14 protein-coding genes and 1 pseudogene are annotated in these 22,721 nt (G+C 63.8%); 12 read left to right on the top strand and 3 right to left on the bottom strand.

What is annotated here, in order from left to right:
* Positions 1 to 140: 140 nt before the first annotated feature.
* The 12 genes and pseudogenes from C5J26_RS22400 (at position 141) to pbpC (ending at position 19,100) form a co-directional block, all read left to right on the top strand.
* Complete coding sequence (locus C5J26_RS22400) at positions 141 to 1,220, top strand: acyltransferase (RefSeq protein WP_105403798.1); 1,080 nt, start codon at positions 141 to 143, stop codon at positions 1,218 to 1,220.
* Positions 1,221 to 1,279: 59 nt separating this feature from the next.
* The gene (locus tag C5J26_RS22405; RefSeq protein WP_105403799.1) at positions 1,280 to 1,861 is read left to right on the top strand and encodes a DUF2239 family protein; all 582 of its coding nucleotides are present in this window, start codon (positions 1,280 to 1,282) and stop codon (positions 1,859 to 1,861) included.
* A 157-nt stretch (positions 1,862 to 2,018) separates the two neighbouring features.
* Entirely contained in the window at positions 2,019 to 2,822 is an 804-nt protein-coding gene (locus C5J26_RS22410; protein WP_105403800.1) for an SDR family NAD(P)-dependent oxidoreductase, read from the top strand.
* 325 nt (positions 2,823 to 3,147) lie between these two features.
* A complete protein-coding gene (locus tag C5J26_RS22415) occupies positions 3,148 to 5,004 on the top strand; it encodes a TRAP transporter large permease subunit (RefSeq protein ID WP_105403874.1) in 1,857 nt (618 codons plus the stop codon).
* Positions 5,005 to 5,049: 45 nt separating this feature from the next.
* On the top strand, positions 5,050 to 6,069 hold the full coding sequence (locus tag C5J26_RS22420) for a TRAP transporter substrate-binding protein (RefSeq protein WP_105403801.1): 1,020 nt from the start codon (positions 5,050 to 5,052) through the stop codon (positions 6,067 to 6,069).
* Between the two features lie 35 nt (positions 6,070 to 6,104).
* On the top strand, positions 6,105 to 6,980 hold the full coding sequence (locus C5J26_RS22425; RefSeq protein WP_105403802.1) for an IclR family transcriptional regulator: 876 nt from the start codon (positions 6,105 to 6,107) through the stop codon (positions 6,978 to 6,980).
* Positions 6,981 to 6,996: 16 nt separating this feature from the next.
* On the top strand, positions 6,997 to 8,166 hold the full coding sequence (locus tag C5J26_RS22430; protein ID WP_105403803.1) for an acetyl-CoA acetyltransferase: 1,170 nt from the start codon (positions 6,997 to 6,999) through the stop codon (positions 8,164 to 8,166).
* Positions 8,163 to 9,800: pseudogene (locus C5J26_RS33345) on the top strand (acyl-CoA synthetase); the annotation flags it as partial. The gene C5J26_RS22430 and the pseudogene C5J26_RS33345, both read left to right, overlap by 4 nt.
* A 387-nt stretch (positions 9,801 to 10,187) precedes the next feature.
* Positions 10,188 to 10,667, top strand: coding sequence for a PCC domain-containing protein (locus C5J26_RS33555; RefSeq protein ID WP_256386087.1), 480 nt, complete (start codon positions 10,188 to 10,190; stop codon positions 10,665 to 10,667).
* 2 nt (positions 10,668 to 10,669) lie between these two features.
* Positions 10,670 to 11,419, top strand: coding sequence for an SDR family NAD(P)-dependent oxidoreductase (locus C5J26_RS22440; protein WP_105403805.1), 750 nt, complete (start codon positions 10,670 to 10,672; stop codon positions 11,417 to 11,419).
* Positions 11,420 to 11,554: 135 nt separating this feature from the next.
* The gene (locus tag C5J26_RS22445; protein WP_105403806.1) at positions 11,555 to 17,002 is read left to right on the top strand and encodes an alpha-2-macroglobulin family protein; all 5,448 of its coding nucleotides are present in this window, start codon (positions 11,555 to 11,557) and stop codon (positions 17,000 to 17,002) included.
* Positions 17,003 to 17,018: 16 nt separating this feature from the next.
* Positions 17,019 to 19,100 carry a penicillin-binding protein 1C gene (pbpC, locus tag C5J26_RS22450; protein WP_105403807.1) on the top strand — a complete coding sequence of 694 codons (2,082 nt, stop codon included), beginning with the start codon at positions 17,019 to 17,021 and terminating at the stop codon, positions 19,098 to 19,100.
* A gap of 973 nt (positions 19,101 to 20,073) precedes the next feature.
* Here the strand turns inward: pbpC and C5J26_RS22460 are convergent.
* The 3 genes from C5J26_RS22460 to C5J26_RS22470 are packed head-to-tail and all read right to left on the bottom strand — an operon-like array spanning position 20,074 to position 22,651.
* Complete coding sequence (locus C5J26_RS22460; RefSeq protein WP_371681942.1) at positions 20,074 to 20,928, bottom strand: dipeptide ABC transporter ATP-binding protein; 855 nt, start codon at positions 20,926 to 20,928, stop codon at positions 20,074 to 20,076.
* Positions 20,925 to 21,782, bottom strand: a complete 858-nt coding sequence (locus C5J26_RS22465; protein ID WP_105403809.1) for an ABC transporter ATP-binding protein — start codon at positions 21,780 to 21,782, stop codon at positions 20,925 to 20,927. Before C5J26_RS22465 ends, C5J26_RS22460 begins: the two co-directional genes overlap by 4 nt.
* Before the next feature lie 2 nt (positions 21,783 to 21,784).
* Positions 21,785 to 22,651, bottom strand: coding sequence for an ABC transporter permease subunit (locus C5J26_RS22470; RefSeq protein ID WP_105403876.1), 867 nt, complete (start codon positions 22,649 to 22,651; stop codon positions 21,785 to 21,787).
* Between the last annotated feature and the right edge of the window lie 70 nt (positions 22,652 to 22,721).

The raw sequence follows: 22,721 nt of genomic DNA on the forward strand, positions 1-22,721 counted from the left end.
ATTCGTCAAGGAAAGGGAAGTCCTTGGCGTTACCTGAGGCTGGCCAGCCGGAACCGCTCGTATTCTCGGGGAAGGATTCACGTTTTCCAAAGGCAGGTGCGATAGGGTCCGGCCTTAAGCTATTTCACCCAGAGGATCGGATGACGGCCCCGAAGACGCCAAGGCTGCTGAACCTGGATATCCTGCGTCTCGTCTCGGCGCTGATGGTGCTGACCTTCCACTACGGTTTCCGCATGCGGATTTCCGGCGAGGGCGGTGGCATCGGCTTTCCGGAACTCGCACCCTTTGCCATGTGGTTCGATACCGGCCTGCTGATCTTCTTTGCGATTTCCGGCTATGTCATCACCCTGTCGGCAGAAGGCCGCACGGCCTATGACTTTGCCGCCGGGCGCTTCGCGCGGCTCTGGCCGACCTTCATCGTCTGCGCAACGATCACCGCCGTCGTGCTTGCCGTCTGGCACGTACCGACCCTCGATCCGCCGACGGTCAGGCAATGGCTGGCGCATGTCGTCATCATCTCGCGCGGCCTCGGCCAGCCATTTCTCGACGGTGCCTATTGGACGATCGCCTACGAGATCATCTTCTACGGCTGGGTTTTCCTGCTGATCGCCACCGGCCTTTTTGAGCGCGGCTGGCGCGTTGTCGTGCTGGCGTGGCTGGCGATTTCGATCGTCAACGAGGCCTTCATCGGCAGCGGCGCGATCCAGAAACTGCTGATCACCGAATATTCCGGCTATTTCGCCTTCGGCCTGGCGCTCTACAAGGTGAGGCAGCATGCGTCCCTTTCGAGCCTCTGCGTGCTCGCAGCCGCCGTCTGCTGGGCAATCGCCACACCCTTTCTGACTGAACCGGATTTCATCGCAACATACGGGCTGAGCCGCAGCGCCGTCGGGCTCGCGCTCATCGGGCCGCTGGCGCTTGCAGCGGTCGCGGTCTGTGCCACGGCGCCGTCGATGCGCATTTCTCCGGCACTGGCGATCGGGCTCGGCGGTCTCACCTATCCGCTCTATCTGCTGCACCAGAATATGGGTTACGCGGTGTTTGCCCGTTTCGGCACGGATCAGAACCGCTGGCTCGTAGCCCTCGTGCTGGTTGCTGCCCTGCTCTTCGTCGCCTGGGTGATCGCAAGGACCATCGAACCGCCGGCGCGGCGGGCGATCATCCGCGCTGCTGGCCATCTTCGCGACGGTTTGGGGCGCCTCAGACAGCGAACCGCCTGATCCGGATTGACGGGTTTATTTTACCCGGGTAAATCTTCCTCTCAAAACAGAGGAAGCAGATGGCGGATTTTCATTGGACAGCTTTTCGGGGTGAAACCCGCATTGCGGAGGGATCGCCGGTCGAGGTCGTCACGGCGATCAAGCCCGGTGGCCCTGAAAGCGTTCTGGTCTTCGACGATGCGACGGGAAATCCGGTCGATCTCGATCTCCGTGGCACACTCGAAGACTGTCTCGATCGCCTTCCCAAATCCGATGCGGATTCTGTCGAGCCGGTGGAACGGCGGCCCGGCCGGCCGAAGCTTGGCGTGGTGCCACGCGAGGTGACACTGCTGCCGCGGCATTGGGAGTGGCTTGGCCAGCAGCCGGGCGGCGCATCGGTGGCTCTGCGCAAGCTTGTCGAAGCGGCGCGCGCAGCCAGCAGTTCGGGAGACGACAGGCGCCGGGCTCAGGAGGCCGCCGACCGTTTCATGCGGGCGCTCGGGGGGGACCATCCGGGATATGAGGACGCGGCGCGGGCGCTCTATGCGGGGCAGGAGAACCGCTTCAAGGAGCTGACGGAGATCTGGCCGAAGGATGTCCGCGACCATGCCCGGTATCTCGCCCGAGCCGCATTCGGGGCGGGCTCTGCCGAAGAAAAATAACTTCCGTTAGTCGCCATAAAAGCCGCGGATACAGGGCAATTCGGAGCAATCCGGTACTTTTTGAACATGTTCTGTCCGCGATTGAACATGGACCGGATGAAATCCGCACCGTAAGTTGCTTCGCGCCGCCGGGGAGGGTGGCTCGGAGGAGCAGTTTATGGATCGCATGAAGAATAAGGTCGTTCTCGTCTTTGGTGCCGGTTCGGTCGGCCCGGGTTTCGGAAACGGCAAGGCCGCGGCTGTCGCCTATGCGCGCGAGGGCGGCAGCGTCGTCTGCGTCGACGTCGATCTCGATGCAGCGAGGAACACGGTCGACGTCATCGAATCCGAAGGCGGCACGGGCCTGGCGCTCGCCGCCGACGTCACCAGATCCTCCGACATTGCCGTCGTCGTCGAAAGGACCATGGAACGCTTTGGCCGTATTGACGTGCTGCACAACAATGTCGGCATCAACCTGCCGGGCGGTGCGGCGGAGGCAACCGAGGAGAGTTGGCGCAAGGTGATGGACGTGAACCTGACCAGCGCCTTCCTCACCTGCAAGGCCGTTCTGCCGATCATGGAAAAACAGGGCGGCGGGGCGATCATCAATATCTCGTCGCTCGCCTCCATCAGGTGGACCGGCTACCCCTACGTTTCATATTATGCATCGAAGGCGGCGCTCAATCACTTCACGCGGGCGATTGCGATCGAATATGCGTCCAAGGGCATCCGCGCCAACGCGATCCTGCCGGGGGTGATGGACACGCCGCATATCCAGAAACAGATCAGCGGCTATTACGGTTCTGCCGAGGAGATGAAGGCCAAAAGAGACGCGCTTTCGCCGATGAAGCGCCAGGGAGACGGCTGGGACATTGCCTGGGCCTCGGTTTTCCTTGCCTCCGACGAGGCGAAATACATTACCGGAGTCGAGCTTCCCATCGACGGAGGGCTGCATGTGACGGTGTCCGGCAGCTTGAGCTGAGACAATTGCAGCTACGCTGGAGAGAGATCCATGATGTGGATCGGTTTTAAAGTTTTCTGCTCGGGTGGCAAATTTAGGCTTGCCTAATCCGTCCGTGTTCAGCAAACTCCGGCAACTTCAAGAAGAATAAGATCCAGATCATGGACCACTGCGGATGGCTGGAGGAGCCGGACGTCGGGAGGAAAAGCGGTTGCGCCGGAGAGGGGTGTAGTCCGCCTGGATTTGCGGCTCGGCCGCGATCGATCCGGAGTGTTTCTTTCGTTTGTCCCCTTCGCGGCACTGAGGAGGATGACGCGTGACGGCAGCCCATAATACGATCGAGCCCATGGACGAGGCTTCTCTGCTCGCCGGTCTCGAAGGCGTGGCGCCGCAGCAAAGCGGTTCCGTCTGGATGCGGCCGGTGGAGGCGGTCGCCGCGGCGCTTCTCGTCGGCATCATCGCGCTTCTATTGGCCGGGGTCATTTCCCGTTATGTCTTTTCGCTGCCGGTCGTCTGGATCGACGAGGTGGCATCGATCTCCTTCCTCTGGCTTGCCATGCTCGGTTCGGCCATGGCCGTCGACCGCAGCGAACACCTGCGGCTGACGCTCTTTGTCGGCATGCTGCCGGAAAAGCTGCACGGCCTGGCGAATACGCTCGCCCTGCTGCTGATGGCGCTCTTCCTCGGCGTGATGCTGCGGCCGGCCTACGAATATGCGATCGAGGAATCCTACATCACCTCGGCAGCGCTCAACATTCCGATGAGTTTCCGCGCCGCCGCCCTGCCGGTCGGCATCGGGCTGATGCTGATCCTCGCGGTCGTCAACGCGCTGAAGGGGTCGACCTTCAGGCAGGTGGCGATGTCCGTGGTGGTCATCGCCGCCGTGACGGCGCTGCTCTGGCTCGTCGGGCCGGGCCTGAAGCAGATCGGCAACTGGAACATCCCGATCTTCCTCGTCGGTTTCGTCGCGCTGTTCCTGGTTCTCGGCGTGCCGATCGCCTTCTGTTTCGGCCTCGGGACGCTGGCTTTCCTGACGTTTACCACCTCCGTGCCCGTGTTCGTGATGATCGGCCGCATGGACGAGGGCATGTCGAGCATCATCCTGCTGTCGGTGCCGATCTTCGTGCTGCTTGGCTGCGTGCTCGATGCGACCGGCATGGGCAGGGCGATCGTCGAGGTGCTGGCCTCGCTGCTCGGCCATGTCCGCGCCGGCATGTCCTATGTCCTGCTTGGCTCGATGTTCCTGGTTTCCGGCATTTCGGGCTCCAAGGTCTCCGATATGGCGACAGTCGCGCCGGCGCTGTTTCCGGAAATGAAGCGTCGCGGCCACAAGCCGCCGGAGATGATCGCGCTTCTGGCGACCGGGGCGGCGATGGCGGAAACCGTGCCGCCGTCGATCGTGCTGATCGTGCTCGGGTCCGCGGCCGGCGTTTCGATTGCCGGGCTGTTCACCTCCGGTTTCGCGATCGCCATGGTTCTGCTTCTGGTTCTCGCGATCCTGGCGCGCTGGAAGGCGCGGCACGAATCCATGGCGGGTGTGCGTCGGGCACCGCTTTCGGTGATCAAGAAAGCGCTGCTGGTCGCCGCTCCCGCACTGCTATTGCCCTTCCTGATCCGCACCGCCGTGGGCGAAGGCATTGCCACCGCGACGGAAGTTTCGACGATCGCCGTCCTCTACGCGATGATCATCGGAGCGACGCTTTACGGCGGCATCAGCCTGAAGAAGCTCTATTCCATGCTGGTGGAGACGGCAGCACTGTCCGGCGCGATCCTGATGATCCTGGGGGCCGCGTCCGCCATGGCCTGGGCGCTGACCCAGACCGGGTTCGCGGCGCAGCTCGTCGAGGCCGTGCAAGGGCTGCCGGGCGGCTGGATGACCTTCATGGGCGTCACCATCCTGATCTTCATGGTACTCGGCTGCGTGCTGGAAGGCCTGCCGGCGATCGTGCTGATGGCGCCGATCATGTTTCCGGTCGCCCGTTCGCTCGGCATCAACGATATCCACTATTCCATGGTGGTGGTGACGGCGATGAATATAGGCCTGATGACGCCGCCGATCGGTATCGGCTTCTACATCGCCTGCAAGATCGGCAATGTCTCGCCGGACGAAGCCATGAAGGCTATCTGGCCCTATATCGGCGCGCTGATGATCGGCCTTCTGGTGATCGCAGCCGTGCCCTACTTCTCGACGGCCTTTCTCTAAGGGCTCTGAGGCAAAAAACTGGGAACGAAATCGGAGGAGGATTTCATGAACGTCAACCGCAGAACGCTTCTTTTGGGCGCGGCCACGACCGGCATCGCCACGACCTTTTCAATCCGCACGCGGCCGGCCAATGCCGCCGAGTTCACCTACAAGTTCGCCAACAACCAGGCGCTGACGCATCCGATGAACGTCCGCGCCAAGGAAGCCGTCGCCAAAATCCAGGAGGAGAGCGGCGGCCGCATGGCCATCAACATCTTCCCGTCGAGCCAGCTCGGTGCCGATACCGACATGCTGAACCAGGTTCGCTCCGGCGGCGTCGAGATGTTCAGCCTGTCGCCGATCATCCTGTCGACCCTGGTGCCGAACGCCTCGCTGAACGGCGTCGGCTTCGCCTTCCCGAGCTACGACAAGGTCTGGCCGGCAATGGACGGCGAGCTCGGCAAATATGTTCGCGGCGAGATCGAGAAGAAGGGCCTGCTGACGCTCGACAAGATCTGGGACAACGGTTTCCGGCAGATCACTTCGTCCAAGGGGCCGATTACGACGCCTAAGGATCTCGAGGGCTTCAAGATCCGCGTGCCGGTGAGCCCGCTCTGGACCTCGATGTTCACTGCCTTCGGTTCGGCGCCCGCCAGCATCAACTTTGCCGAAACCTATACCGCGTTGCAGACCGGCATCGTCGACGGACAGGAAAACCCGCTGGCCATCCTGACGACGGCGAAGCTGTTCGAGGTGCAGAAATACGTCTCGATGACGAACCACATGTGGGACGGTTTCTGGATCCTGCTCAACCGCCGCTCCTGGCAGGCGCTGCCGGCAGATCTGCAGGGTATCGTCTCGAAGCACTTCAACGCCGCCGCCGAGCTGCAGCGCAAGGACGTCATGGGCCTCAACGCCACCGTCCAGGCCGAACTCGAAGGCAAGGGCATGAAGTTCAACAAGCCGGACGGCGCGCTTTTCCAGGAAAAGCTGCGCGCTGCCAATTTCTACAAGGACTGGAAAACGAAATACGGCGACGAGGCCTGGGCGATCCTCGAAAAGGCTATCGGCAAGTCATTGAGCTGATCGGCGGCGGCCATGCATCTGATGGGAAACGGCATATGCAACAGGTGATCGAGATCCCGTCGGGTCTTCGGGAAGGTGCCGTTTCCGGCTCGCAGGCGGTGGAGCGGGCGTTGCAGCTTCTCTCCATCGTCGGTCGCGGCGCGGAAAAGGGCGTGGCGCTGGCCGATGTGGTCGCCGATAGCGGCCTCAACAAACCGACAGCCCGGCGGCTGCTGATGGCGCTGATGCGGTCCCGCCTCGTCGAACAGGACGAGCTTACCCGCCGATATTATCTCGGCGGGGAGCTTTACGTACTCGGCATGCTGGCCTCTCGCCGGCATGGCCTTCTGGAAATGGCGGGCGAAAGCCTGAAGCGGCTTTCCGGCAAATCGGCCGATACAAGTTTCGTCTCGATGCGGCGTGACGATTACGCCGTCTGTCTGCATCGCGAGGAGGGCACGCATCCGGTGCGCACCCATGCGCTGCTGACCGGTGACCAGAACCCGCTCGGTGTCGGCGCCGGATCACTTGCCATGCTGGCGGCATTGCCGGACGCGGAAGTGGAGGCGGTCCTTGGTCGCATTGAAGGCGTCATTGCCGCGCAATATCCGGGCTATTCCCCTCAGATTATCCGAGAGGATGTCGCCCGCTCACGCGAACTCGGTTACGCGCTCAATCCCGGGCGGGTCATCGCCAATTCCTGGGGGATCGGCATGGCGATCCTGCTGCCCGACGGACGGCTTGCAGGAGCCTTGTCGATTGCCGCGATCGACAGTCGCATGGGTGAGGCACGTCAGAAGGAGCTTGTCGGGCTGCTGGCTCATGAGGTCGAGCGGGTGCAGGGCAAGCTGAAATCGCTGTTCAGTTCGGAGAAACCGGCGCTTCGAAAGGCACCGCAGGCGGCACGGCCGAGAACACCGGAACGGGTTTGAAACGAAGGAGAAGGTCATGGCAGGAGCGCAGATCGTCGGTTGGGCGCATTCGAAGTTCGGCAAGTCCGAAGCGGCCTCGACGCGGGAATTGATGGCCGAGGTGATCAATCCGGCCCTCGAACATGCCGGCATCACGGCCAAGGATGTCGACGGCATTTTCGTCGGCGTGTTCAACAACGGCTTTTCGAAGCAGGATTTTCAGGGCGCCCTGGTGGCGATGGCGGCCGACGGGTTCGACCATGTGCCGGCGGTGCGGATGGAGAATGCCTGCGCCACCGGTTCGGCGGCGCTTTATACAGCGCTCGACTTCATCGCTGCCGGTCGCGGCAAGGTCGCGCTGGTCGTCGGCGCCGAGAAGATGACCGCTCTGCCCACGAAGGAGACGGGCGACATCCTGCTGTCCGCCTCCTACCGCGAGGAGGAAGCGGATGTCGAAGGCGGTTTCGCCGGCCTCTTCGGCCGCATCGCCAGCCACTATTTCCAGCGTTATGGCGACCGCTCGGAAGAGCTGGCGATGATCGCGGCCAAGAACCACGCGAACGGCATGAAGAACCCTTATGCGCATATGCAGAAGGATTTCGGCTTCGATTTCTGCAACACGGTGTCCGACAAGAACCCCTATGTGGCAGCGCCCCTGCGCCGTACCGACTGCTCGCTGGTATCCGACGGTGCAGCCGCACTGGTGATTGCGGCGCCAGAAGTCGCGGCCGGCATGAAGCGCGCGGTCGCCTTCAAGGCGCATAACCATGTCAACGATATCCTTGCCATGTCGCGCCGCGATCCGATCGCCTTCGAGGGCGCGCGCATGGCCTGGCAGAAATCGCTCGCGGAGGCAGGCGTTTCGCTCGACGATCTCAACTTCGTCGAAACCCATGACTGCTTTACGATAGCCGAACTCATCGAATATGAGGCGATGGGGCTTGCCGAGCCCGGCGAGGGCTATCGCGTCATCCGCGAAGGCATCACCCGCAAGGACGGCCGCCTGCCGGTCAATCCGTCCGGTGGTTTGAAATCCAAGGGCCATCCGATCGGCGCAACCGGCGTTTCGATGCACGTGATGGCGGCGATGCAGCTCTGCGGCGAGGCGGGCGACATGCAGCTGCCGAAGGCGACGATGGCCGGTGTCTTCAACATGGGCGGCGCCGCCGTCGCCAATTACGTGTCGATCCTGGAGCGGACGAAATGAATGCGACGACCTCGGTTGCCGTCGGCGATCAGGCCGAACCGAAGGGAGGGCTGAGCCCCCGTTCGACGCGGGTGATGAACCTCGCCCGCTTCGTGACGCAGGCGATGCGCCGAGAACCGCAGGGCGTCGCCTTGGTCTGGGCCGAAAAGTCCTGGACCTGGGAAGAGTTCGAGACGCGCATTGACGCGATGGCCGCGGCGCTGCAGCAGCGTTTCGGGGTGACAAAGGGTGACCGTATCCTGGTCCAGTCGCAGAACTGCAACCAGATGTTCGAGAGCATGTTCGCCTGTTTCAGGATCGGCGCCGTCTGGGTGCCGACCAATTTCCGGCAGACGCCGGAAGAGGTCGCCTATCTCGCCAAGGCGAGCGGCGCGACCGGCCTGATCTGCAACGCCTCGTTTCCGGATCATGCGCGGGTTGTGCGGGAAAGCAATCCGGAGATCGGTTTCGTTATTGCCATCGGCGAGGCGGATTTCGGGCCGTCCTATGATGCTATTGTCGATGAATTCGGCGGCAGAAAACCGGCCGAGGCGCGGGTCGAGCGCGACGATCCCTGCTGGTTCTTCTTCACGTCGGGCACGACCGGCCGGCCGAAGGCGGCAGTGCTGACCCACGGCCAGATGGCCTTCGTGATCAACAACCATCTCTGCGACCTGATGCCCGGCGTTACCTCCGCCGATGCCGCGCTGGTCGTTGCTCCCTTGTCGCATGGCGCGGGCGTGCATCAGCTCACCCAGGTGGCGCATGGGGTGAAGACTATCCTGCTGCCGACCGAAAAATTCGATATCGACGCCGCCTGGGCGCTGATCGAAAAGTGGCGCGTGTCGACGATGTTCACCGTGCCGACCATCCTGAAGCTGCTGGTCGAGCATCCGGCTGCCGAGAAATACGACCACTCCTCGCTCCGCTACGTCATCTATGCCGGCGCACCGATGTATCGCGAGGATCAGAAGCGAGCGCTGAAGAGCCTCGGGCCGGTGATCGTGCAATATTTCGGGCTCGGCGAGGTGACGGGGGCGATCACCGTCCTGCCGCCGGCGCTGCATTCGGCCGAGGACGGCGAAGCCGCCAGGATCGGGACCTGCGGCATGGAGCGTACCGGCATGCAGGTGTCGATCCAGAACGATGCGGGCGAAGAGGTCGGGCCTTACGAGACCGGCGAGATCTGCTGCGTCGGTCCGGCCGTCTTTGCTGGCTACTACGACAATCCGGAGGCCAACGAGAAGGCGTTCCGCAACGGCTGGTTCCGCACCGGCGATCTCGGCCACATGGATGCGGAGGGTTTCCTCTACATCACCGGCCGCGCCTCGGACATGTATATTTCCGGCGGCTCGAACGTCTATCCGCGGGAGATCGAGGAGAAACTTCTCACCCATCCGGCAATCAGCGAGGTGGCCGTGCTCGGCGTGCCCGATCCGCTCTGGGGCGAAGTCGGCATCGCCGTCTGCGTCGCCAAGCCGGGTTCGGCGGTGACCGAGAAGGACCTGTTCGCCTTCATCGACGGCCGGATGTCCCGCTACAAGATGCCGAAACGTTTCATCTTCTGGGACGCGCTGCCGAAATCCGCCTATGGCAAGATCACCAAGAAAATGATCCGCGAAGAGCTGCACGCGCGTGGCGAGTTTGACAGTAAGCCGGCTAATGACCTGCCGGGACTGCGCCAGCTCAGGCATCCGGGGCCCGTCGCTCCGATCAGGCGAGAGGCGGTGCGGACCGCCCTGAAGCCGGTCGAGGGTGTGCTGCGGCCCGGCGAAGTCTTCATGGCCGAGGTGGCGCGCATCTTCGCTGAGGCCGGCTGCAAGGGTGGTTTCCTCAATATCGAAGGTGGGGCCTGCGATCCGTTCCGTTATGTCCTGCCGGCCTTCTCACCGGACGAGGATCATGCTGCCTGGTATAGCGCGACCTTCGCGCCGGAGGCGGGCGGCAGGTTTTTGGCGGCGACCGCCATGGTCGGCGAACGGGACGGGGCGCCGTTCCTGCATTGCCACGGCATCTGGGATACCGGCGAAGGGGCTTTGCGCATGGGGCATGTGCTGCCCTTCGACAGCATCGTCAGCCGGCCGATCGCGGTCAAAGGTTATGGCAGCGCCACCGCGACCTTCTCGTCGATCCCTGATCCCGAAACCAATTTCACGCTGTTTTCCGCCAACGGCGAGAGCGGCGAGGGCAACGGCATCCTGCTGCGGGTACGCCCGAACGAGGATGTCGGGATGGCGATCGAAGACGTCTGTCGGGAGCATGGCATAACGAGCGCCCGCATCTACGGCATCGGCAGCATCAACGAGCCCGTGTTCGAGGATGGACGTCGCGTGGTCTGCCTCGCGACCGAGATCGCCATCGAGAGCGGCGTGCTCGAAAACACGCCGAATGGGCTCCGCGCTTCGATCGATGCTGCGGTCGTGGATACGGACGGCGTGATCTATCACGGCCGGCTGGCGCGCGGAGACAATCCGGTCGGCGTCACTTTCGAACTGGTCATAATCGACAACCGGGAGAGCTGAACATGCGCAGCGTCGTCGTCACAGGTGCGGGATCGGGTATCGGCCTTTCGACGACGGAGCTTCTCATCGAAGCCGGCTGGCACGTGCTGGCTGCAGACCGCGACGCTGCGGCACTTGAACGGCTGATGGAACGGCTCGGAAACCGGTCCGGCCTCCTCACCACCGTTCTTCTCGATATCACCGACGAGAAGGCGATCGCCGAACTCGCTGATCGCTGCCAGGCTCTTCAAAACCCGCTGCAGGCACTGGTCAACAGCGCCGGCATCGGTTCGAACGTCCGTTTCGCCGATACCACGACCGATCAACTGCGGCGCATTTACGAGGTCAACGTTGTCGGCGCGTTTGCGCTGTCGCAGGCGCTGGCGCCGATCATGCGGGAAAACGGCGGCGGGTCGATCGTCCACATCGCCTCGGTCTCCGGCATCAAGGGCAATCTCGGCCGTTCCGCCTACGGCGCCTCGAAGGGCGCGCTGGTGACGCTCACCAAGATCATGGCGGTCGAACTCGCGGACGACCTGATCCGCGTCAACGCGATTGCGCCGGGTCCGATCGAGACGCCGATGGTCAAGGAAAACCACACCGCCGCGACGCGCGAGGAGTGGAAACGCACCGTGCCGATGCGCCGCTACGGTCGGCCGGAGGAGATCGCCACGGCGATTGCCTTTCTCGTCGACGAGCGCCAGTCCTCCTATGTCACCGGCCAGATCCTCGCCGTCGACGGCGGATTTACGGCTGCCGGGCTGATGGCCTGATCCGTTCCGGCACGACGTTCGTCATATGACAATCTCTTCATGAAAATAGGCGGCCCGACGCGTCGGGGCTCGTTGACAAGTCACGGGATAGATTAGAAAACTGCAACTTCCGACGGCAGCCACGGGGGGACTTCCATGTCTAGGCGCGCGATATTCGGCTTTCTCGCTCTCATCGTTTCCGCATTCGCTTTCGCCTCGCCACTGATGGCGGCCGACCGGCGGATCGAAAGCACTCCGAACAGCGATTATCTCGGCTTCGATCTCAGAACCGTGAAGAATGTCAGCCAGCCCCAATGCGAGGCGGCCTGCATCGGCGACAATGCCTGCAAGGCTTTCACCTATAACGAGAAGGCCAAGTGGTGCTTCCTCAAGTCGGATTACAGCCAGCTCAACCCGTTCCAGGGCGCAACAGCCGGCAAGATCGTCGTAACGACTATCGAACCGGATATCGGTGCTCCGCCGAAACTGTCCTTCCTCTCGGAAGAGGTTCTCCAGCAGGCGCGCGATCAGAAGGATGGCCTGACGCTCGGCGACAACCAGCAGGGTTACGGCGTCGAAAGCCTCAAGACGATCGCCCAGGGTCAGCTGCTCGCCGGCAATGTCGATACGGCGATCTACAATTTCAAAGGCGCGCTCTCGATCATCCCCGATGATGGCGCGCTGTGGATCGAGCTTGCGCGCGCTGCCGGCACCGCCAAGAACAACGGCACTGCCGATGGCGAAGGCACCCTTGCCGCGGTCAACGGCTACCAGCTTTCGCGCACGACGCAGACCCGGGCGGATGCGCTTGCGGTTCTCGGGGCTGCGCTTGCCAAGCAGCAGAATTATCGCGCGGCGCTGAACGCCTACAAGGCAAGTCTTGCGCTGGTGAACGCCCGCACCGTGCAGGCCGCCTATAACGACCTGCGCGAACGCCAGGGCTTCCGCATGACCGGCAACACGGTTGATGCTGATAGCGCCAACCCGCGCGTCTGCGTGCAGTTCTCCGAACCGCTGGTGAAGATCGGCGTCGACTACGCGCCCTTTGTCGTGCTCAACGGCCAGGCGCCGAAGGCGATGGAAGCCAAGGGCAACCAGATCTGCGTCGAAGGCCTCACCCATGGCCAGCGCTACAAGCTGTCGCTGCGCCGGGGCCTGCCGTCTTCCGTCGACGAGCCGCTTGTTGCCCAGGTCGATATCGACATCTACGTCAAGGACCGCTCGGCGACCGTGCGGTTTACCGGCGACAGTTTCGTGCTGCCCTCGACCGCACGCCGCGGCATTCCGATCGTCTCGGTCAATACCGAAAAGGCCAATCTGAAACTCTACCGGGTCGGCGACCGCAGCATCGCGGCACTGCTCGCCAATTCGCAATTCCTGACCCAGATGGACGGCTATAACGCCACCCAGATCGAGGAGCAGAGCGGCGAACTGGTCTGGCAGGGCACGATCGACATCGCCCAGGACCTCAACAAGGACGTGGTGACGAGCTTCCCGGTCGATGAAGCCCTGCCGACCCGCAAGCCCGGCGTCTACATGCTGACGGCGGCAGCCGCCAATGCGACGAGCCAGGAATACGATACCAAGGCGACGCAATGGTTCGTGGTGTCCGATATCGGGCTCACCACCTATGCCGGCACGGATGGCCTCAACGTCTTCGCCCGCTCGCTCGGCAGCGCCAAGCCGATGGCCGGCGTCGATCTGCAGCTGCTCGCCAAGAACAACGAAATCCTCGGCACAGCGAAGACCGATGCGGACGGCCGCGCGGTGTTCACCGCCGGCCTGATGCGCGGCACGGCGGCGATGGTGCCGGCGGTGCTGGCGGCCCAGAACAACGGCCAGGACTATGTCTTCCTCGACATGGCCCGTGCCGGGTTCGATCTGTCCGACCGTGGCGTGACGGGTCGCCCCGCACCCGGCGCGATCGACATCCTGCCCTGGACGGAGCGCGGCATCTATCGCCCCGGCGAAACCGTGCATGCCTCGGCGCTTGCCCGAAACATCGATGCGACGGCGATCGAGAACCTGCCGCTCACCTTCGTCTTCCTGCGCCCGGATGGCGTCGAGGATCGGCGGATGGTCAGGAACGGTTCGCTCGGTGGTTATGCGCTCGACCTGCCGCTGCTGGCTACCTCCATGCGCGGCACCTGGACGATGCAGATCTTCACCGATCCCAAGGGATCGGCGATCGGCGAAAAGACCTTCCTCGTCGACGATTTCGTGCCGGATCGCATCGAATTCGACATGACCAGCGACGCCAAGGAAATCGCGGTCGGGGCACCGGTGCCGGTCAATATCGACGGCCGATATCTTTATGGCGCGCCGGCGGCCGGCCTCAATCTCGAAGGTGAGATTGCGCTGAAGACGACGCGCGAAAATCCGGCTTTCCCGGGCTATCAGTTCGGCCTCGTCGATGAAGAGGCGAGCGAAGCGGTTCGCATTCCGCTGGAGGAGCTCGAACCGCTTGACGACGACGGCAAGGCGACCTTCGACGCGACCGTTGCCGAAGCGCCGTCGACGACGCAGCTCGTCAATGCCGATATCGTGGTGCGCATGCAGGAGGCGGGCGGCCGGGCGATCGAGCGTTCGATCACCCTGCCGGTCAAGGCGGAAGGTGCGCGGATCGGCATCAAGCCGGAATTCTCCGGCGATCTCGGCGAAAATTCGGTCGGCAACTTCACCGTGATCATGGTGGACGCGGCCGGCAAGAAACAGGCGGTGCAGAACCTGCCCTGGAAGCTGATCAAGATCGACCGCGATTATCAATGGTATCGCGACGGCTCGTCCTGGCGGTATGAGCCGGTGACCCGCACCAGCCAGGCCGCCAACGGCATGGTGAATGTCACGGCAGACGGCGGCAAGGTTTCCGTGCCGGTCAACTGGGGCCGCTACCGGCTCGAGGTCGAAACTGCCGATATCGGCGGGCCGACGTCCAGCGTCGAGTTCGATGCGGGCTGGTTCGTCGCCGCGACCTCGACCGAAACTCCGGATGCGCTTGAAATTGCGCTGGACAAGCAGAGCTACAAGGTCGGCGAGACGGCCAAGCTCAAGGTGTCGTCGCGTTACGCCGGCGAGCTGATGATCACGTCGGGTTCGGAGAGCCTGATTGCGGTCAAGACCGCGAGCATCGGCGCAAGCGGCGGCGAGGTGGACATCCCGGTCACGGCTGCCTGGGGTGCCGGTTCCTACGTCACCGCGACGCTTTATCGTCCGGGCCAGGCGCAGGAAAGCCGCATGCCGATGCGCGCCATCGGCGTCACCTGGCTGAAGGTCGATCCGGAAAGCCGCGACCTGCAGGTATCGATCACGGCGCCGGAAAAGACGCTGCCGCGCCAGCCGCTGAATATCTCGCTGCAGGTTGCCGGAGCGGGCGCCAACGAGGACGCCTATGTCACCGTCGCTGCGGTGGATGTGGGCATCCTCAATCTCACGCGTTACCAGCCTCCGGCACCGGACGACTGGTATTTCGGCCAGCGCCGCCTCGGCCTCGAAATCCGCGACCTCTACGGTCGCCTGATCGACGGCTCGCTCGGCGCCACCGGGCGGCTGCGCACCGGCGGTGACGGCGGCAGCACTGCGCTGCAGTCGAGCCCGCCGAAGGAAAAGCTGATCGCCTTCTTCTCCGGCCCGCTGAAGCTCGACGCTCAGGGCAAGGCGAATGTCTCCTTCGACATTCCGCAGTTCAACGGCACGGCGCGGGTCATGGCGGTCGCCTGGTCGAAGACCGGCGTCGGGCATGGCGTCAAGGACGTGGTGATCCGCGATCCGGTGGTGATCACCGCCAGCCTGCCGCGCTTCCTGGCGCCCGGCGACCAGACCAATCTCAGGCTCGACATCGCCAATACCGATGCGCCGGCCGGCGAGTACCAGCTCGCCATCACCACCAACAAGCCGGTCGCCGTCGATCAGAAGGGGACCGGAAAGATAACGCTGGCCGCCGGCGGCAAGTCGGATGTCACGCTCGCGCTTCGCGGTGTCGAACCAGGTGACGGGTCGATCCTGGTCCGTCTTTCGAATGCGTCGGGCATGTCGCTGGACCAGGTGCTCGATATTCCGGTGCGCCCGGCCGCCATGCCGATCACCCAGCAGCGGCTTGTCCAGCTGAAGCCGGGCGCCAGCGTGACGGTCGATGCCAACCTGCTTGCCGACAGTATCCTGCCGGGTGCCTCTGTCAGCGTGAACGTCAGCCGTTCGACCGCCTTCGACATTCCGGCGCTGCTGATGAGCCTCAGCCGTTATCCCTATGGCTGCGCGGAACAGACGACCAGCCGCGCCCTGCCGCTTCTCTATCTCAGCCAGATGGCGGTGCAGAACGGCCTTGCCGATGATACGGAGGTCAAGAAGCGGGTCCAGGATGCGATCTATCGCGTGCTCTCCTACCAGTCCTCGGCCGGCAGTTTCGGCCTCTGGGGTCCGGGCGGCGGCGATCTGTGGCTCGATTCCTACGTGAGCGACTTCCTCAGCCGGGCCCGCGAGCAGGGCTACGACGTGCCCGAACAGGCGCTCGTCCAGGCTCTCGACAGCCTGCAGAACTCGCTCGGCTTCACCAACAACGTCAAGGATCAGGGCAACGAGATCGCCTATGCGCTCTATGTGCTCGCCCGCAACCGCAAGGCCGCGATCAGCGACCTGCGTTATTACGCCGACACGATGCTGAACGACTTCCCGACGCCGCTCGCCAAGGCCCATATCGCCGCGGCGCTGGCGCTTTACGGCGATGCGCAGCGGTCAAAGAACATCTTTGCGGCCTCGCTGCAGATGTCGGAAGCAGCGCAGATCCACAGGGTCAGCCTGTCGCGCTCGGACTACGGTTCGTCCCTGCGTGACGGTGCCGCGGTTCTGGCACTTGCCGCCGAAAGCCGGCCGGTGCCGCCGATCGTTCCGGCGCTTGCCACCATCGTTGCCAAGGAATGGGGGCAGAAGAAATATACCAGCACCCAGGAACAGACCTGGATGCTGCTCGCCGCCCGCGCGCTGCAGAACGGTGACGACGGCCTTCGCCTGCAGGTCAACGGTGCCGACCATCGCGGCACGCTGATGTCGCAGATGACCGGCGATGCGCTGATCGGCCATCCGCTGACCGTCAAGAACAACAGCGCCGATCCGCTGTCTGCCTCGATCACCACGGTCGCGGCGCCGGCTCAGCCGCTGCCGGCCGGCGGCGACGGTTTCCAGATCACCCGCACCTATTACTCCATGGACGGGGAGGAGACGAATGTCAGCGAAGCGCAGCAGAACCAGCGTTACGTCGCGGTGATCACCATCACCGAGAGCAACAGCTGGCCGTCGCGCATCGTCGTCACCGACCTTCTGCCGGCGGGGCTCGAGATCGACAATCCGAGCGTCGTCAACAGCGCCAGCCTCGCCAATTTCGACTGGATCGAGGACGTGCAGGCGGCCCATACCGAATTCCGCAACGACCGTTTCGTTGCGGCCTTCGACCGGAGTTCCGGCGACAACCGCGAGATCACGCTTGCCTATGTGGTCCGCGCCGTGACTCCCGGCGTCTACGATCATCCGGCTGCCCAGGTCGAGGACATGTATCGTCCGCAGTTCTCGGCCCGTACCGCAATGGGCAAGATGGAGGTGCTTGCCGCCCAGTAAGCGGCAGCTCGTTCCGATGAAGCTCAGGTGGAAACTTTCGATCGGTCTGGGTATCGGCCTCGGCGTAGCGGCGGGGCTGGTGGTCGGCCTCGATGCGGCCGACAGGGCCTATCCCCCACCGCTTGAAAAGGCGCGGGTGGTTTCCACCGAGGTGCTGGATGCGGATGGCGAACTGCTGCGCGCCTTCGCGACGCCCGAGGGGCGTTGGCGGCTTCGCACGAGTACCGAAAACGTCGATCAGCGCTTCCTGAAAATGCTGGTCGCCTATGAGGACCAGCGTTTCTACGAGCATGGCGGCGTCGATCCGTGGGCGCTCGGCCGAGCGATGCTGCAGCTTGTCACCAACGGTCGCGTCGTTTCGGGCGCTTCGACGCTGTCGATGCAGGTGGCGCGGCTGATCGAACCGCGCGAGAGCCGGTCCGTCGCAGCCAAGCTCCGCCAGGTCGTCCGAGCCATCCAGATCGAGCGGCGGCTGTCCAAGAGGGAAATCCTCGAACTCTACCTCACCCATGCGCCTTATGGCGGCAATCTGGAGGGCGTGCGGGCCGCGAGCCTTGCCTATTTCGGCAAGGAGCCGCGGCGGCTGACGGTGGCGGAAGCGGCACTTCTGGTCGCCCTGCCGCAATCCCCGGAGGGCCGGCGGCCGGACCGGCATTTCAAGGTTGCCCAGGCGGCCCGCGAACGGGTGCTGATGCGTTCGGCCGTTGCCGCGGTGACCGGCGACGGCGAGTCGGAGCGGGCGGCACGCGATGGCATCCCGGCACGCCGGCTGCAATTGCCGGCTTATGCGGCGCATCTCGCCGAAGCGGCGATCCGCAAGCAACCGAAGACCGAGCAGCACAAGACGACGCTGAAGCGCAGCATCCAGCAGGGGCTGGAACAGGTGGCGAGGGAGGCTTCGGTCAAGCTCAGCCCGAAGGTCTCTGTCGCCATGGTGATGGCGGATATCACCACCGGCGCGATCGTCGGCGAGGTCGGTTCGGCCGATTATTTCGATGCGAGCCGCTCCGGCTGGGTGGACATGACGCGGGTCAACCGCTCGCCGGGCTCGACGCTGAAACCGTTCATCTACGGCCTCGCCTTCGAGCAGGGGCTGGTGTCCCAGGAAACGATCATCGAGGACCGGCCGGCGGATTTCTTCGGTTACCGGCCGAAGAATTTCGACATGACCTATCAGGGCGATGTCAGCGTCCGCCAGGCGTTGCAGCTTTCGCTCAACGTGCCCGCCGTGCGGCTGCTGGATGCCGTCGGCCCGTCGCGGCTGATGATCCGCTTCCGCCGCGCCGACGTGCGGCCGGTCCTGCCGGCCAACGAGGCGCCGGGCCTGGCGATCGGCCTCGGCGGCGTCAGCATCACGCTGAAGGACCTGGTGCAGGCCTATGCGGCGCTCGCCAATCGCGGCAATCCGATGCGGATCGGCAATGGCATCGAGGACCAGCCGGGCATGATCGACGGCGAGCCGCTTCTCGATCCGCAGGCGGTGTGGAACGTCGCCGATATTCTCTCGGATGTTCTGCCGCCGCAGGGCAGCCGAAGGCTCGGCATCGCCTACAAGACCGGCACGAGCTACGGTTATCGCGACGCCTGGTCGGTCGGGTTCGATGGACGTCATGTGCTGGGCGTCTGGGTCGGGCGGCCGGACAATGGCGCGGTGCCGGGCATTGCCGGTTATCAGACCGCGGCGCCGATCCTGTTCGAGGCGTTTTCCAAATCCGGCGTGCCGATCACGCCGCTGCCATCCGCGCCTTCGGGTGCCGTCCGCATTGCGCAGGCCGAACTGCCGATCAGCCAGAGGCGGTTCTCGATGACCGCGAACGGGCTGTTTTCCGCCTCGACGCGGGAGCCGGCACCGCAGATCGTTTATCCGCCGGAAGGCGCACGGGTCGATCTCGGGGCGCAATCTGGCGAGATCTCGCCGCTGGTCCTGAAGCTGCAGGGCGGCCGCGCGCCGTTCCGCTGGCTCGCCAACGGCAAGCCGCTCAGCGAGCTGTCCCGCCGCCGGACCAGCGAATGGAAACCGGATGGTGCCGGTTATTCGACGCTGACGGTGATCGACGCCGCCGGCCGTGCCGCGAGCGTTCGGGTTTTCGTGGAATAGAATGTTGGAGCTTCCGCGAGGGAAGGCGTTCGGGCGTCCGCTCGGCTTCGGCCAATACTCCGGAGCCCCGCGCAGTTACCTGCCGTGGCTCTGTCAAAGATCGGAGAGCCCACACGAATGCGGAACCTCATAGTAAAATAATAAGTATGGCTCCGCATTCGCGTGGCCTTCGGCGTTCTTTCGGGGCTTCCGGCCCCTACAGGTGATCATCTCGCCTCGCTGCGTGGCTTCGTTTTCGACTTCCTTTCGGGAAATCCTGCCACTTGCACGGCTCAACCGAACCGGACATGGCTGTCCGGGGGAGGCTTGATAGGCGGCTCCATCCGAAGACATCGCCGCCATGGCTTTCACCTCTTCCACCTTTCCCGCACGTTACGGTTCCGATGAAAGCGCCGGCCCCGCCTGCCCGCGAACGTCTCGCGAAACACTCCGGCGACGGAAGCGGGGGGGATTGTAGGCAGAAAGCTGGAGAGCGGGGATGATGAGGCGGTTAAGTTATTGGCGATGCTGGAGAGCGGCGATCAATTATCCACGGGCGAAAGCCAGAAGTAATCGGAGGCGTGCCTCGTCATACCCCCCTCTGTCCTGCCGGACATCCCCCCCTCAAGGGGGGAGATCGGCTGGGGGCGCCCTCCTAAACAAACAACCGATTCACCCGGTAGCTGCGGGTAAGCGGGAAGGCTATGAAGCTGGTGATCTTCCTCCTCGCGGGCAGGGCGGTCGTTTTATGGAATGTGCGGCGGCGCGGCATTTTTAACCCTCCCCCTTGTGGGGAGGGTGGCCGGCAGGTGGGAGGGGTTTTCATGCTGGATGAAGTCCCCTCCCCAACCCCTCCCCACAAGGGGGAGGGGCTCCGCGCGCCGTCCCATACATTCATAGGCGATCCGCTTGAGGTGGGGGTGGCTCGGCTCGCGGGCTTCCTCAAACAGCAGATTTTCCAAGCTTGGAAGCGCCCGGTAGCCAGGTGCTCAGCCTAAGCTGCCGCCGTCGTCTTCTTCTTCGCCACGCGGGCACGGATCGACTCGATGTCGGCCTTCGGCGTCGCCTTGAAAAGCGTGCGGGTATATTCGTGCTTCGGGTCGGAAAACACCTCTTCGCGGGTGCCGTATTCCACGGCCTCGCCGAAATACATCACCATCACCTCGTCGGCGATGTAGCGCACGACGGAGAGGTCGTGGCTGATGAAGACGTAGGTGAGGTTGAACTCGTCCTGGAGATCGGCGAGCAGGTTCAGTACCTGGGCCTGCACCGAAAGGTCGAGCGCCGAAACCGGTTCGTCGAGCACGAGAAGCTTCGGGTTCATCATCAGCGCGCGGGCGATCGCGATGCGCTGACGCTGGCCGCCCGAGAACATGTGCGGGTAGCGGTTATAGTGCTCCGGGCCGAGGCCGACCTTCGTCAGCATTTCGCTGGCGCGGTCGCGGCGTTCGCCGGCCGACATGTCGGTGTTGATCGCCAAGGGTTCGCCGAGCACGTCGCCGATCTTCTGGCGCGGGTTCAGCGAACCATAGGGATTCTGGAAGACGATCTGCACTTTCTGACGCATTTCCTGCGTCAGGTGGCCGGGGCGGGTATCGACCTTCTTGTTGTCGATCAGCAGGTCGCCGCCGGTCGGTTCGTCGATGAAGGTCAGCATGCGGGCAAGGGTGGATTTGCCGCAGCCGCTTTCGCCGACGATCGCCAGCGTCTTGCCGCGTTCGAGCTTGAAGGAAACGCCCTTCACCGCATGGATGATCTTCTTCGGCTTGAAGAGGCCGCCCGGCAGTTCGTAATCGCGCTTGATGTCGCGCACTTCGAGCATGGTGTTATCGGTCATATTGTTGCTCATGCGCGTGCCTCCGGCGCCGGTTCCGGGTTGCCGTCGAAGAAGGCGGAAACGGTGGTCAGGCGGTCGCCGGTCGCGTTTTCCGGCAGGGCCGCCAGCAGCGCCTTGGTATAGTTGCTCTTCGGGCTCTCGAAGAGGGAAAGCACATCGGCTTCCTCCATCTTGCGGCCCTTGTACTGCACGATGACGCGGTCGGCGGTCTCGGCGACCACGCCCATGTCATGGGTGATCATGATCAGGCCCATGCCGTTCTTGGCCTGCAGCGCCATGATCAGGTCGAGAATCTGCTTCTGGATCGTCACGTCGAGCGCGGTGGTCGGCTCATCGGCGATCAGCAGTTTCGGATTGCAGGCGATCGCAATGGCGATCATCACGCGCTGGCACTGGCCGCCCGACATCTGGTGCGGAAAGTGGTTCAGCCGCTCTTCCGGGTTGGGCAGGCCGACCTGGGTGAACAGCTCGATTGCGCGGGCGCGGCGGGCTTTTGCGTCGAGGCCGAGGTGGATGCGCAGCACTTCCTCGATCTGGAAGCCGACCGTGAAGCACGGGTTGAGGCTGGCGACCGGCTCCTGGAAGATCATCGCGATGTCCTTGCCGATCAGCTTGCGGCGCTCGGCCGGGCTGATGTTCTGGATGTCGCGGCCTTCGAAGAGCATGCGGTCGGCGGTGATCTTGGCCGTCCACGGGAGCAGCCCCATGACGGCGAGCATGGCGACGGACTTGCCGGAGCCGGATTCGCCGACGATTGCCAGAACCTCGCCCTTTTCGACCGAGACGGAGACGCCGTCGACGGCGCGGAACCAGCCGGTTGCGGTTTCGAATTCGACGATGAGGTTATCGATTTGCAAGAGCGCCATGATCAGGACCTCTTCAGTTTCGGGTCGAGCGCATCGCGCAGGCCGTCACCCATTAGGTTGATGGCGAGAACGGTGACGAGAATGGCAACGCCGGGGAAGGTGACGACCCACCAGGCGCGCAGGATGAATTCACGCGCTTCGGCAAGCATCGTGCCCCATTCCGGTGCCGGCGGCTGGGCGCCCATGCCGAGGAAGCCGAGAGCGGCTGCATCGAGAATGGCGTTCGAGAAGGAGAGCGTCGCCTGGACGATCAGCGGCGCGGTGCAGTTCGGCAGGATGGTGCGGAACATCAGGCGCAGCGGGCCGGCGCCGGCAAGCCTTGCGGCGGTCACATAGTCGCGGGACTTCTCGGCCATCACGGCGGCGCGGGTGAGGCGCACGAAATGCGGCTGCAGGGTGAGCGCGATGGCGATCATGCCGTTGGTGAGGCTCGGCCCGAGGATCGCGACGAGCACGAGGGCGAGCAGCAGCGACGGGAAGGCGAGGATGATATCCATCAGGCGCATGATGACGGTATCGATCCAGCCGCGGTAATAACCGGCGATCAGGCCGACGACGATGCCGCCGGTGAGCGACAGAGTCGTCACGAAGACGCCGATGAACAGCGAATACTGCGCGCCATAGATCAGGCGGGACAGGATATCGCGGCCGACAGGATCGGTGCCGAGCAGATAGGACGGGTTGCCGCCCTCGGCCCAGGCCGGCGGAAGCAGGGCGAAATCGCGATACTGCTCGAACGGCGAATGCGGGGCGATGAGCGACGCGAAGATCGCCACGATGACGAGGGCGACGAAAATGACGAGGCCCAGAACGGCGCCGCGATTTTCGGAAAAGTAGAACCAGAACTCGCGGAGCATCTGACGGCGCATCGCGGCGCTGGAAACCGGTTCGGCGATCTTGGTAACAGTGGTATCGGCCACGGGATTTTCTCCTTCTTGA

It is taken from the genome of Neorhizobium sp. T7_12, assembly GCF_002968535.1.
In the GTDB taxonomy this organism is placed as follows: Bacteria; Pseudomonadota; Alphaproteobacteria; order Rhizobiales; family Rhizobiaceae; genus Neorhizobium; species Neorhizobium tomejilense.

Coding starts and splice junctions, on each gene's coding strand:
- C5J26_RS22400 (WP_105403798.1), top strand. CDS start 141: ATGACGGCCCCGAAGACGCCAAGGCTGCTGAACCTGGATATCCTGCGT.
- C5J26_RS22405 (WP_105403799.1), top strand. CDS start 1,280: ATGGCGGATTTTCATTGGACAGCTTTTCGGGGTGAAACCCGCATTGCG.
- C5J26_RS22410 (WP_105403800.1), top strand. CDS start 2,019: ATGGATCGCATGAAGAATAAGGTCGTTCTCGTCTTTGGTGCCGGTTCG.
- C5J26_RS22415 (WP_105403874.1), top strand. CDS start 3,148: ATGGACGAGGCTTCTCTGCTCGCCGGTCTCGAAGGCGTGGCGCCGCAG.
- C5J26_RS22420 (WP_105403801.1), top strand. CDS start 5,050: ATGAACGTCAACCGCAGAACGCTTCTTTTGGGCGCGGCCACGACCGGC.
- C5J26_RS22425 (WP_105403802.1), top strand. CDS start 6,105: ATGCAACAGGTGATCGAGATCCCGTCGGGTCTTCGGGAAGGTGCCGTT.
- C5J26_RS22430 (WP_105403803.1), top strand. CDS start 6,997: ATGGCAGGAGCGCAGATCGTCGGTTGGGCGCATTCGAAGTTCGGCAAG.
- C5J26_RS33555 (WP_256386087.1), top strand. CDS start 10,188: ATGGGGCATGTGCTGCCCTTCGACAGCATCGTCAGCCGGCCGATCGCG.
- C5J26_RS22440 (WP_105403805.1), top strand. CDS start 10,670: ATGCGCAGCGTCGTCGTCACAGGTGCGGGATCGGGTATCGGCCTTTCG.
- C5J26_RS22445 (WP_105403806.1), top strand. CDS start 11,555: ATGTCTAGGCGCGCGATATTCGGCTTTCTCGCTCTCATCGTTTCCGCA.
- pbpC (WP_105403807.1), top strand. CDS start 17,019: ATGAAGCTCAGGTGGAAACTTTCGATCGGTCTGGGTATCGGCCTCGGC.
- C5J26_RS22460 (WP_371681942.1), bottom strand. CDS start 20,928: ATGAGCAACAATATGACCGATAACACCATGCTCGAAGTGCGCGACATC.
- C5J26_RS22465 (WP_105403809.1), bottom strand. CDS start 21,782: ATGGCGCTCTTGCAAATCGATAACCTCATCGTCGAATTCGAAACCGCA.
- C5J26_RS22470 (WP_105403876.1), bottom strand. CDS start 22,651: ATGCGCCGTCAGATGCTCCGCGAGTTCTGGTTCTACTTTTCCGAAAAT.